Origin of the sequence: Stenotrophomonas sp. SAU14A_NAIMI4_8, from assembly GCF_003086695.1 — a bacterium.
Taxonomy (GTDB): Bacteria; Pseudomonadota; Gammaproteobacteria; order Xanthomonadales; family Xanthomonadaceae; genus Stenotrophomonas.
Window position 1 is genome coordinate 1,808,142 of sequence record NZ_CP025999.1, and the last position, 11,903, is coordinate 1,820,044.

8 protein-coding genes are annotated in these 11,903 nt (G+C 67.2%); 6 read left to right on the plus strand and 2 right to left on the minus strand.

Annotation, left to right across the window (positions count from 1 at the left end; genetic code table 11):
- The first annotated feature begins 230 nt into the window (after nt 1-230).
- Nucleotides 231-3,077 (plus strand): EAL domain-containing protein, encoded by a 2,847-nt coding sequence (locus C1930_RS08450; protein WP_108771481.1) that lies wholly within the window; start codon nt 231-233, stop codon nt 3,075-3,077.
- Between the two features lie 19 nt (nt 3,078-3,096).
- Here C1930_RS08450 and C1930_RS08455 read toward each other — a convergent pair whose 3' ends face one another.
- Together C1930_RS08455 and C1930_RS08460 are read right to left on the minus strand one after the other, a co-directional pair.
- Nucleotides 3,097-3,690, minus strand: coding sequence for a TIGR00730 family Rossman fold protein (locus C1930_RS08455; protein WP_108749348.1), 594 nt, complete (start codon nt 3,688-3,690; stop codon nt 3,097-3,099).
- A 265-nt stretch (nt 3,691-3,955) separates the two neighbouring features.
- Nucleotides 3,956-5,452: an aminotransferase class III-fold pyridoxal phosphate-dependent enzyme gene (locus C1930_RS08460; RefSeq protein WP_108755960.1), complete on the minus strand. Its 1,497-nt coding sequence runs from the start codon at nt 5,450-5,452 to the stop codon at nt 3,956-3,958.
- Between the two features lie 246 nt (nt 5,453-5,698).
- Between C1930_RS08460 and queA the strand changes: the two genes are divergently transcribed.
- The 5 genes from queA to secF all read left to right on the plus strand — a co-directional run bounded on the left by queA (nt 5,699) and on the right by secF (nt 11,415).
- The gene (gene queA / locus C1930_RS08465; protein ID WP_108755961.1) at nt 5,699-6,730 is read left to right on the plus strand and encodes a tRNA preQ1(34) S-adenosylmethionine ribosyltransferase-isomerase QueA; all 1,032 of its coding nucleotides are present in this window, start codon (nt 5,699-5,701) and stop codon (nt 6,728-6,730) included.
- A 160-nt stretch (nt 6,731-6,890) separates the two neighbouring features.
- Nucleotides 6,891-8,021, plus strand: coding sequence for a tRNA guanosine(34) transglycosylase Tgt (tgt, locus tag C1930_RS08470; RefSeq protein WP_108755962.1), 1,131 nt, complete (start codon nt 6,891-6,893; stop codon nt 8,019-8,021).
- Nucleotides 8,022-8,155: 134 nt separating this feature from the next.
- A complete protein-coding gene (gene yajC, locus C1930_RS08475; protein ID WP_108749352.1) occupies nt 8,156-8,500 on the plus strand; it encodes a preprotein translocase subunit YajC in 345 nt (114 codons plus the stop codon).
- A 61-nt stretch (nt 8,501-8,561) separates the two neighbouring features.
- A complete protein-coding gene (gene secD, locus C1930_RS08480) occupies nt 8,562-10,418 on the plus strand; it encodes a protein translocase subunit SecD (protein ID WP_108755963.1) in 1,857 nt (618 codons plus the stop codon).
- 16 nt (nt 10,419-10,434) lie between these two features.
- On the plus strand, nt 10,435-11,415 hold the full coding sequence (gene secF / locus C1930_RS08485) for a protein translocase subunit SecF (protein ID WP_108749354.1): 981 nt from the start codon (nt 10,435-10,437) through the stop codon (nt 11,413-11,415).
- Nucleotides 11,416-11,903 lie beyond the last annotated feature (488 nt).

Consider the following 11,903-nt stretch of genomic DNA (forward strand, 5'->3'; position numbering starts at 1 on the left):
GGCGGCGTCCACGCTGCACAGAGTAAGCGCTGCGGGCGGTGGCGCATAGCCGGTGGCAGGCAGGGGCAGGGCAGCGTTCAAAGGGCGCGTTGCGTTCGAAGGTGCACGCGATAACGGCCCGCCATGCGAATCGGGGTTGTTGGGCTTCCATTGCCCCCCCGGTGGCGCGCTATGCTCGGTGACTCAGGGGAGGCGCTGCGTTGCAGTGCCAAGAGAGCGTGATTTTGTCCATGCAAGCCGAACGCGTGCAGCCGCAATCACCACACGAGGCCGTGCTGAGCACGGCGCTGGTGCGCGCGCTGCATGCGCTGCTGCCCGCGGAAGCCAGCGTGCGCGTGGGCTGGGACGACCCGCAGCTGGGCCGCGGCCAGGACGCGTGGCCGGCCGCTGGCGGGGCCGGGGCGGTGCTGTGGTCTTCGCCCTGCGCGGTCGATGCCGGCTGCCAGCAGTGGGACCACGACGGCGCGCAGTTGCGGTTGCAGGTGCAAGGCGCCGATCCCGCACCGGCGTGGTGGGACATGGCGCGGCAGTCGATGGAACTGGCCCTGCAGCGCGGCCGCCAGGCCGGGCAGATCCGCGCGCTGGAACAGGCCGAGCGCCTGCAGCAGGCGCTGTTCCAGATTGCCGACCTGGCCGGTGCCGATCTGGAAATGGGCGAAATGCTGCGCCACGTGCACGGCGTGCTGGGATCGCTGATGTACGCCGAGAACTGCTACATCGTGGAATACGACGATGTGCGCCGGCAGATCCGCTTCCTGTACTTCGCCGACCAGCTGGACGATTTCGTTGCCGATCCGGCGCGTGCCTACGCCGCCGATGACATGCCACACAGCCTGACGGTGGCGCTGCTGCAGCATGGGCGGCCGCTCAGTGGCCCCTCGCGCGCCCTGTTGGCGCAGGTGGGCGGGCTGGAGCACGACCCGCAGCGCGGCCCGGAAAGCGAGGACTGGCTGGGCGTGCCGATGCTGCGCGACGGCCGGGTCTGCGGTGCCATCGTGGTGCAGAGCTATGAAGCCGGCGCGCGCTATGGCGAGGCCGAGCGCGCGCTGCTGGGTTTCGTGGCCCAGCACGTGCAGACGGCCATGGACCGGCGCCAGGCGCAGGTGCGGCTGGAGCAGCAGGTGGAGCGCCGCACCCTGGAACTGCAGCGGGCCAACCGCAGCCTGCAGGATGAAGTGTCCGAGCGCCGCCGCGCCGAGCAGCTGCAGACCGCGCTGTACAACATTGCCGAACTGGCCATGTCCGCCGAAAGCTTGGCGCAGTTCTACGGCCAGGTGCACGGGGTGGTCGGGCGCCTGCTGGATGCGCGCAATTTCTACATCGCGCTGGTCAACGCCCGCGGCAATGGACTGGATTTCGTCTATTCGGTGGACGAGCACAACGCCAGCCGGGCACCGCGCGCCTTCAGCCACGGCCTGACCGAGTACGTGGTACGCCACCGCTGCCCGCTGCTGGCCTCGCGCGCGCAGATCGATGCGCTGCTGGACGCCGGCGAGGTGCGCGAGCATGGCGCGCGTTCGCAGTGCTGGCTGGGCGTACCGCTGCTGCGCGATGACGAAGTAGTGGGCGCCATCGTGGTGCAGAGCTACAGCGCGCAGATCTCCTTCAGCGTGCACGACCAGCGCCTGCTGACCTTCGTGGCGCAGAACATCGGCACCGGGCTGGCCCGCCAGCGCGACCAGCAGAACCTGCGGCTGGCCCACGCCGAGCTGGAAAAGCGCGTGGAAGAGCGCACCCGCGAACTGGCCGAGGTGAACGACAAACTGCTGGGCCAGATTGCCGAGCGCCTGCGCGCCGAGCAGCGGCTGACCCACCAGGCCATGCACGATGCGCTGACCGGCCTGCCCAACCGCCTGCACCTGCTGGACCGCCTGCAGGACGCACTGGCGCGTGCGCGGCGCGAGGGCGGCCCGGTGTTCGCGGTGCTGTTCCTGGACCTGGACCGCTTCAAGCTGGTGAACGACAGCATCGGCCACGCCGCCGGCGACCGCATGCTGGTGGAAGTGGCCAAGCGCATCGTTTCCATGGCCGGTGACAACGACGTGGTGGCGCGGCTGGGTGGCGACGAATTCGCCGTGCTGCTGGAATGCCCCAGCGGTCTGTCGCAGGCCCTGGAGTTCGGCCAGCGGCTGCTGCTGGCGCTGCAGGAATCGGTCTGGATTGCCGGGCGCGAGCTGTTCCCGTCCGGCAGCCTGGGCATTGCCCTGTGGAACAGCCACTACCGCACCGGTGAAGAGCTGCTGCGCGATGCCGATGCGGCCATGTACCGCGCCAAGGCGCAGGGCCACGACCGCTGCGCGATCTTCGACGAGGACATGCGCGAGCAGGCCATGCGCAGCCTGGACCTGGAAGCGGACCTGCGGCGGGCGATCAACAACCGCGATTTCGTGCCGTTCTACCAGCCCATCGTGCGCCTGACCGACGGCGAAGTGGTCGGCCACGAAGCGCTGCTGCGCTGGCAGCACGAGCGCCGTGGCCTGCTGCTGCCCGGCGCGTTCCTGGAGCTGGGCGAAGAAAGTGGCCTGATCGAGCAGGTCGACTGGCTGATCTACGAACAGGTGATCGCCGGCCTGGCCGATGGCGGCCGCGGCTATGTGTCGGTGAACGTGTCACCGCGGCATTTCCGCTCGGCCGATTTCAGTGCGCGCCTGTTCGGCCTGCTGGAAGCCTGCGATGCCGATCCGCGGCGCCTGCGCCTGGAGATCACCGAAGTGGCGCTGCTGGACGATGGCCCGCATACGCTGCGCACGCTGAAGGGCCTGCGCGAGCGCGGCATCCAGGTACAGCTGGACGATTTCGGTACCGGCTTCTCGGCGCTGTCCTACCTGCACCGGTTCCCGATCAGCACGTTGAAGATCGACCAGAGCTTCATTGCCGGCCTGCACGGGCCGGAAGCGCAGAGCACGCGCGCGCTGGTGGAAGGCGTGTTGTCGCTGGCGCGCACGCTGGGCATTGAAACCATCGGCGAAGGCATCGAAACCGAGCCGCAGCGGCAGAGCCTGCTGGAGCTGGGCTGCGATTACGGCCAGGGCTACCTGCTGGGGCGCCCGGCGCCGTGGACGCGCGCGGTGGCCTGAGCCGCCGCGCGCGGGTACATCAACGCAGCGCGGCGCGGCGCTTTTCGTCGATCCACTTCGAGGCCTGGGCCGGCTGGTAGTTCTTCATCCAGACCAGCATTTCCTCGATGTCCGAGCCGTACCACAGGTCCTGGCGCTGTTCCGGGTGCAGGAAGCGCTCTTCGACCATGCGATCGATCATGCCGATCAGCGGCGCGTAGAAGCCGTCCACGTCCAGGAAGGCACAGGGCTTGTTGCCGATGCCCAGCTGGCGCCAGGTCAGCATTTCGAAGATTTCTTCCATGGTGCCGAAGCCGCCGGGCAGGGCGACGAAGCCGTCGGACAGATCGAACATGCGCGACTTGCGCTCGTGCATGGAACCGACGATTTCCAGTTCGGTCAGGCCACGGTGGGCCACTTCCCAGTCGGCCAGCTGGCGCGGAATCACGCCGGTCACTTCGCCGCCGGCGGCCAGCACCGCATTGGCCACGGTGCCCATCAGGCCGACGTTGCCGCCGCCATACACCAGGCGCATGCCGTCACGGGCGATGCGGTCGCCCAGCGCGATGGCGCGTTCGGTATAGGCCGGCTTGCTGCCGGCGTTGGAGCCACAGTAGACGCAGATCGACTTCATGGTGTGCCTGTCTCTTGATGCGGAAACGAAAACGCCCCGCCGGCAACCGGTTCAGCGGTTGCGGGCGGGGTGTGTGGTGATTATGAGGCCTTGGGCGGGGTTGTGCCCGACTGCGCGCTGTCCACCCTGCTTTGTAGAGTCGAGCTTGCTCGACTGAGGTTCGTCCGGATATCGGCAAAAACCAGTCGAGCAAGCTCGACTCTACCAAGGCGGGCGGCAACGGCGCAGTCGAGCAAGCTCGACTCTACGAACGCGGGGCGTTGCCTTACGCGGCGGCGGCCTGCTGGCGGCGCGGGCCTTCACGCAGGGCGCGGCCGACCATGCCCACCAGCAGGTCCAGCTCGTCGCTGTCCATGCCGAAGTGCGGGGTGAAGCGCAGCGAGTTCTCGCCGCCGTGGATCACGTTGATGCCGTGCTGGCGCAGCCATTCCTCGGTGGAGTGGGCGCCATAGCACTTGAACTGCGGGGCCAGTTCGCACGAGAACAGCAGGCCGGTGCCCTGCACCTTGGTGATCAGTCCGCCCAGCTCGTTCTTCAGCTGCTCCAGCTTGCGCACGGCTTCGGCACCGCGTTCGGCGATGTTGGCGCGTACCTGCGGGGTCAGCTGGGCCAGGGTGGCGCAGGCCACGTCCAGCGCCCGCGGGTTGCTGGTCATGGTGTTGCCATAGATGCCCTTGCGGTACAGCTGGGCGGCATGTTCGGTCACCGCCAGCACCGAGAGCGGGTACTGGGCCGCGTTCAGCGCCTTGGAATAGGTTTCCATGTCCGGCGGATCCAGGCCTTCGAAGCCGGGGTAGTCGACCACCGACAGCACGCCATGGGCGCGCAGGCCGGCCTGGATCGAATCGAGCAGCAGCAGGCTGCCGTGGGCACGGGTCAGTTCGCGGGCCAGGGCATAGAAGGCCGGCGGCACCGAGCGGCCCGGGTCGCCTTCACCCATCACCGGCTCCAGGAACACCGCCTCGATGAACCACTGGTTGCGCGCGGCATCGTCGAAGACCTGGCGCAGGGCGGCCTCGTCATAGGGCGCTACGGTGATCACCGAATCCTCGCCACGGTAGCTGGCCAGGTGCTGCAGGTAGGTCTTGCGGCTGGAATCGGAATACAGCGCCGGGCGGTCGGTGCGCCCGTGGAAGCTGCCCTTGACGACCACCCGCTTGATCGCGGCGCCGGCGTGGCGCGCACCCGGGTCGGTCTGCAGCTTGGCGTTCACATCAGCGATGCGCGCGGCCAGGCCGACCGCTTCCGAGCCGGAATTCAGGCACATGAAACGGGCATAGGGGCAGCCGCCGCGGCGGTGGCCGACTTCGGCGCGCAGGGCGGTAATGAAGCGCTGCTGCGACAGGCTGGGGGTCATGATGTTGGCCATCACCTGCGGCCGCGCCATCGCTTCCAGCACGGCATCGGGGGTGTGGCCGAAGCCGAGCATGCCGTAGCCGCCAGCGTCGTACAGCACCGCGCCCTTCAGGGTGACCACCCACGGGCCGCGTGCAGCCAGTGCCACGTACGGGGTCACCGCATCGTCTGCATAGAAGTTCACGAAGCCGTCCTGCATGGCCTCGATCTGGGCCTGCTCGTCCTGTGCCAGCAGCGGCCCCAGTTCGCCCTGCACGCGCGCGAATTCCGCTGCGGCGGCGTCCACCGCGGCAACCAGCTGCGGGTGGCGGTCGGCCAGGGCGGTCAGGGTGGCATCGTCCAGGCCGGTGGTCAGGCGGGTGCCGGGCTGGGTGCGCAGGGGGGCAAGACGTTCGATGAAGCTCATTGCAGATCTCCTGAAACGATGGTTCACACGGGCCTGAAAATGCAGAACGCGCGTCATCACGCGCGCTTTGGGGCTGGCTCGTGCAGCGGACTTCCTTCCCGATGCTAGCACTTGTTTTTTTGCGCGATAACCCCGCAGAAACCTGCTGCATAGCAGCATAATGCCCGACGTTCGCCACGATGCGCGCTGCCTGGCCGATGCTGGACGTACAATGCGCGCCATTGTCGACCTGATGCCGCCACCGCCTTGAAGAAGTCCGATTTCCATTACGACCTGCCGGCCGAACTGATTGCCCAGGCGCCGTTGGCCGAGCGTTCGGCCAGCCGCCTGATGGTGGTGCCGCCGGCGCCCGCCGCCTTCACCGATGTGCAGGTGCGCGACCTGCCGTCGCTGCTGCAGCCGGGCGATCTGCTGGTGTTCAACGATACCCGGGTGATTCCGGCGCGCCTGTTCGGGCAGAAGGCCAGCGGCGGGCGGGTGGAGATCCTGATCGAGCGCCTGCTGGGCGGCCAGCAGGTGCGGGCCCAGGTGGGCGCCAGCAAGTCGCCCAAGGCCGGCAGCCGCATTGCGCTGGATGCCGGCGGCGAGGCCGAAGTACTGGGCCGCGATGGCGAGTTCTACCTGCTGCAGTTCCATGTGCCCGAATCGCTGGAGCAGTGGCTGCTGCACGCCGGCCGGCTGCCGCTGCCGCCGTACATCCAGCGCGAGCCGGGGCAGGATGACCGCGAGCGCTACCAGACCGTGTTCGCCCGCGAAGTGGGCGCCGTGGCCGCACCGACCGCCGGCCTGCATTTCGATGAAGCCCTGCTGGCGGCGCTGAAGGACAAGGGCGTGGCGTTCGGCCACGTGACCCTGCACGTGGGCGCCGGCACCTTCCAGCCGGTGCGGGTGGATGACCTGAAGGACCACGTGATGCACCGCGAGTGGCTGAACGTGGGCGCCGAACTGGTGCAGCAGGTGCGGCGCACGCGCGAGGCCGGTGGCCGGGTGATCGGCGTGGGCACCACCGTGGTGCGCGCGCTGGAAAGCGCGATGCGTGACGGCGAACTGCTGCCGTTCGCCGGCGAGACCCAGATCTTCATCACCCCGGGTTACCGCATCCGCAGCGTCGATGCGATGGTGACCAACTTCCACCTGCCCGAAAGCACGCTGCTGATGATGATTTCGGCCTTCGCCGGCCGAGAGCGGGTGTTCGAGGCCTACCAGCACGCGATCGAGCAGCGCTACCGCTTCTTCAGCTACGGCGATGCAATGCTGCTGTTCCCGCAGGCGGGCTGACGCCTGGTGGGTGCGCACCGTTGGTGCGCACGCCCCGAACCACCCGCGGTAGGTGCGCACCTTGGTGCGCACGCCCCGAACCGCCCAAGGTAGGTGCGCACCTTGGTGCGCACGCCCTGATGGGAGACAATAGGCAACTATTTGCCTGAATGACCGCTCCATGTCCCGACTGCAGTTCCAGCTCCAGACCCGTGACGGCCGTGCCCGCCGCGGCCGCCTGACCTTCCCGCGTGGCACGGTGGAAACGCCGGCCTTCATGCCGGTGGGTACCTATGGCTCGGTCAAGGGCATCCTGCCGGACCAGGTGCGCGCGCTGGGCGCGGAAATCATCCTGGGCAACACCTTCCACCTGTACCTGCGCCCGGGCCTGGACATCATTGCCGACCACGGCGGCCTGCACGGCTTCTGCCGCTGGGACGGCCCGATCCTGACCGATTCGGGTGGCTTCCAGGTGTTCTCGCTGGCCCACCGCCGCAAGATCACCGAGCAGGGCGTGACCTTCGCCTCGCCCACCGACGGTGCCCGCGTGTTCCTGGGCCCGGAAGAGAGCATGAAGATCCAGAAGGTGCTCGATTCGGACGTGGTGATGATCTTCGACGAGTGCACCCCGTACCCGGCCACCGAAGAGGTGGCGCGCCGTTCGATGGAACTGAGCCTGCGCTGGGCCCAGCGCAGCCGCAACGCCCATGACGAGCTGGGCAACGACGCGGCGCTGTTCGGCATCGTGCAGGGTGGGGTGCATACCGACCTGCGCAGCCGCTCGGCCGACGCCCTGCAGGCCATCGGCTTCGACGGCTACGCCATTGGCGGCTTGGCCGTGGGCGAGCCGGAACACGAGCGCAACGCCATGCTGGACCACCTGGACCCGGAGCTGCCCAGCGACCGCCCGCGCTACCTGATGGGCGTGGGCCGGCCGGAAGACCTGGTGGAAGGCGTGGCGCGCGGCGTGGACATGTTCGACTGCGTGATGCCGACCCGCAACGCCCGCAACGGCCACTATTTCACCTCGTTCGGCACCGTACGCATCCGCAATTCGCAGTACGCCCGCGACATGGACCCGATCGAGCCGGGCTGCGGCTGCGTGGCCTGCACCGGCGGCTACACCCGCTCGTACCTGCGCCACCTGGACCGCTGCAACGAGATGCTGGCGCCCATGCTGGGCACCCTGCACAACCTGTTCTATTACGAAAAACTGATGGCCGACATCCGCGCGGCCATCGAGGCGGGAACCTTCCAGGCCTTCCGCGAGTCCTTCTATGCGGCCCGTGGGGCGGTGGCGCCCCCGCTGTAACCCCGTGGTACCCCTGCCGAACGGCCCAAGGACGAACGTCCGGGGCCGTGGCATACTTCAAGGCTGACCCAGATCCGCGGTCGACACCCCCGCCCGTGAACGGACGGGAGCGCCGCCCAACCAAAGGACCAACGATGAACCTGCTTGCCTTCCTGATTCCCGCCGCCCACGCCCAGGCCGCCGGCGGCCAACCGCAGGGCATGGGCCTGACCACGCTGCTGTTCCCGATCATCCTGATCGCCATCATGTACTTCCTGATGATCCGCCCGCAGATGAAGCGGCAGAAGGAGCACAAGGCCATGCTGGAAAAGATCAAGCGTGGCGACGAAGTGCTGACCAACGGCGGCATCGCCGGCGTGGTCACCGACATCGGCGACAACTTCATCACCATCGAAGTGGCTGACAACGTGCGCATCCGCGTGCAGAAGGGCGCTGTCGGCAACGTGCTGCCGGCCGGTACCCTGAACTCGGCCAAGTAAGCCACTCCCTTTCCGATGCACAACCGCGGCGCCGGGGATGGCGCCGCGCGGGACCCAAGCAATGCTCGAATTTCCACGCTGGAAGTACGTCGTCATCCTGATTGTACTGGCGCTCAGCACCCTGTACGCGCTGCCCAACATCTACCAGAAGGACCCGGCCATCCAGATCACCGCCAACCGTGGCGGGCAGATCGACGATGTGCTGCGCGACCGTGTGCTGGCCGACCTGAAGAAGGCCGGCATCAACACGATCGGCGCGGAGAAGGAAGGGGAAAGCCTGATCGTCCGCCTGCCGGACCTGAAGACGCAGTCGGCCGCCAGCGATGCGCTGCGCGACAGCGTGGGCGAGAACTACACCGTGGCCCTGAACCTGGCCTCCACCGTGCCGGACTGGCTGGCCAGCCTGGGCGGTCGCCCGATGGTGCTGGGCCTGGACCTGCAGGGCGGCGTGCACTTCGTGCTGCAGGTCGACCAGAAGGCTGCGCTGGAAAAGCGCCTGGATGCCTATACCGAAGACGTGCGCAGCACCCTGCGTGATGCGCGCATCGCCTACCAGTCGGTGGAACGCCGCGCTGACAACACCATCGTGGCCAACCTGAGTCCGTCGGCTGGCGCCGATGCGGCCAGCCGTGCCCGCGTGGCGCTGGGCACCGCGCAGCCGACCCTGGGCTATGACGTTTCTGGCAACCGCATCACCGTGACCGTGCCGGACGCGGAGATCGCGCAGATCGCCAACGGCGCGATCGAGCAGAACATCAACACCCTGCGCAACCGCGTGAACCAGCTGGGCGTGGCCGAGCCGATCATCCAGCGCCAGGGTGCCGACCGCGTGGTCGTGCAGCTGCCCGGCGTGCAGGACACCGCCGAAGCCAAGCGCATGATCGGTGCCACCGCCACCCTGGAATACCGTGCGGTGGTGGAAGGCAATGCGCAGGACGCCATCGCTTCGGGCCGCATTCCGCCGGAAGCCAAGGTCTACCAGCAGCGTGATGGCCGCGGCCCGATCCTGCTGAACAAGCGCGTGATCGTGACCGGCGACCAGATGGTGGCCGCGCAGGCGGTGACCGATTCGACCAGCGGTTCGCCGGCGGTCAGCGTGACGCTGAACAATGTCGGCGGCCAGCGCATGTTCGACTTCACCAGCGCCAACGTGAACAAGCCGATGGCCGTGGTCTACACCGAGCGCGTGCCGACGGTGACCGTGGTCGATGGCCAGGAAGTGCGTGGCTTCAAGGTCAACGAGGAAGTGATCTCGGTGGCCAACATCAACGGCGTGTTCGGCAAGAACTTCCAGACCACCGGTCTGCAGAAGAAGGAAGCCGAAGACCTGGCCAAGCTGCTGAAGTCGGGCTCGCTGGCTGCGCCGATGGACTTCGTGGAAGAGCGCGTGGTCGGCCCCAGCCTGGGCGCCGAGAACGTGAAGAACGGCATCACCGCGGTGGTCTACGCCTTCCTGTTCACCCTGGTGTTCTTCAGCATCTACTACCGCGTGTTCGGTCTGATCACCTCCATCGCGATGCTGTTCAACCTGCTGATCGTGGTGGCGGTGATGTCGCTGTTCGGTGCCACCATGACCCTGCCGGGCTTCGCCGGTCTGGCGTTGTCGGTGGGCCTGTCGGTGGACGCCAACGTGCTGATCAACGAGCGTATCCGCGAGGAACTGCGTGCCGGCGTGCCGGGCAAGACCGCCATCGTGACCGGTTACGACCGCGCCTCGGGCACCATCCTGGACGCCAACCTGACCGGCCTGATCGTGGGCGTGGCCCTGTTCGCCTTCGGCACCGGCCCGCTGAAGGGCTTCGCGCTGACCATGATCATCGGTATTTTCGCCTCCATGTTCACCGCGATCACCGTGTCGCGCGCGCTGGCGACGCTGATCTACGGCGGTCGCAAGAAGCTCCAGAACGTGGCCATCTGACGGGACGACACGCACAATGAAACTGTTTCCGCTGCACATCCTCCCGAACGACACCAAGATCGACTTCATGCGGTGGCGCCATGTCGCCATGGTGGTCACGATCGCCGTGTTCATTGCCTCGATCGCCATCATCGGCGTGAAGGGCTTCAACTATGCGCTGGACTTCACTGGCGGCACCCTGATCGAAGCCCGCTTCGACAAAGCGGTGGACGTCGAGGACGTCCGTACCAAGCTGGAGCAGAACGGCTTCGACGGCGCGCAGGTGCAGAGCGTGGGTGGCAACACCGACCTTCTGATCCGCCTGGCCCCGCACGGCGAGCACGCCCCGGGCACCGGTGGCGCGTCGGCTGAAGACAAGGCCACTGCGGCCGCCGTGGTCAAGGCGGTCTCTTCGGCCGACAACCAGGCCACCGTGCTGCGCAATGAATTTGTCGGTCCGCAGATCGGCAAGGACCTGGCGATGAACGGCCTGTACGCCACCATCTTCATGCTGGCCGGCTTCCTGATCTACATCGCCGTGCGCTTCGAGTGGAAGTTCGCCGTGACCGCCAGCATCGTGGCGCTGTTCGACCTGCTGGTCACCGTGGCCTACGTGTCGCTGCTGGGTCGTGAGTTCGACCTGACGGTGCTGGCCGGCCTGCTGTCGGTGATGGGTTTTGCGATCAACGACATCATCGTGGTGTTCGACCGCGTGCGAGAGAACTTCCGTAGCCTGCGCGTGGAGCCGATGGAAGTGCTGAACCGTTCGATCAACCAGACGCTGTCGCGTACGGTGATCACCGCGGTGATGTTCTTCCTGTCGGCGCTGGCGCTGTACCTGTACGGCGGCAGCTCGATGGAAGGTCTGGCCGAGACGCACATGATCGGTGCGGTGATCGTGGTGCTGTCCTCGATCCTGGTGGCCGTGCCGATGCTGACGATCGGTTTCCTGCGCGTAAGCAAGCAGGACCTGCTGCCCAAGGCCAAGGACATCGAAGCCCTGGAGCGTCGCCCGTAATCCTTGCGGCACGCAGCACACAGAGAACCCCGCGCAAGCGGGGTTTTTTGTGGGCAGGACTGCGCCCTGCACCTGCTTGGAGCAACGGCAAATGCCAAATCCAAAGCCAGAGCGGCATTCCGTGGGATGGCGGGGCGGTGTGGGTGGGCAGGACACGCCGCAAGTACGTCACTGTAGGCTCGTAGGCGCCATCCATGGCGCCTGCGGTCCTGCCCACCCACACCGCCCCACCTCTGACAGGTTCACGCGGCGGTTGGTAACGGCGCCTGTTGTTCCGCGCGGCTGTTGGTAGGTGTCGACCTTGGTCGGCACATCTTTCGGATACCGAAATCCGTCTGGGGTCAGAGCCCGTTGCGGAGCAACGGGATCTGACCCCAGAACGCCGTTCCGACAGATCGCGAAAAACTGTCGAAGGCGGGGTGGGTCCGGTTGCGGGGGTGTCCGCGGCATGGATGCCGCGGCCAAGCCTACACGGACGTACTTGCGGC

Excerpts from the sequence above, each read along its gene's own strand:
- C1930_RS08450 (WP_108771481.1), top strand. The coding sequence starts at position 231 with ATGCAAGCCGAACGCGTGCAGCCGCAATCACCACACGAGGCCGTGCTG.
- C1930_RS08455 (WP_108749348.1), bottom strand. The coding sequence starts at position 3,690 with ATGAAGTCGATCTGCGTCTACTGTGGCTCCAACGCCGGCAGCAAGCCG.
- C1930_RS08460 (WP_108755960.1), bottom strand. The coding sequence starts at position 5,452 with ATGAGCTTCATCGAACGTCTTGCCCCCCTGCGCACCCAGCCCGGCACC.
- tgt (WP_108755962.1), top strand. The coding sequence starts at position 6,891 with ATGTCCCGACTGCAGTTCCAGCTCCAGACCCGTGACGGCCGTGCCCGC.
- yajC (WP_108749352.1), top strand. The coding sequence starts at position 8,156 with ATGAACCTGCTTGCCTTCCTGATTCCCGCCGCCCACGCCCAGGCCGCC.
- secD (WP_108755963.1), top strand. The coding sequence starts at position 8,562 with ATGCTCGAATTTCCACGCTGGAAGTACGTCGTCATCCTGATTGTACTG.
- secF (WP_108749354.1), top strand. The coding sequence starts at position 10,435 with ATGAAACTGTTTCCGCTGCACATCCTCCCGAACGACACCAAGATCGAC.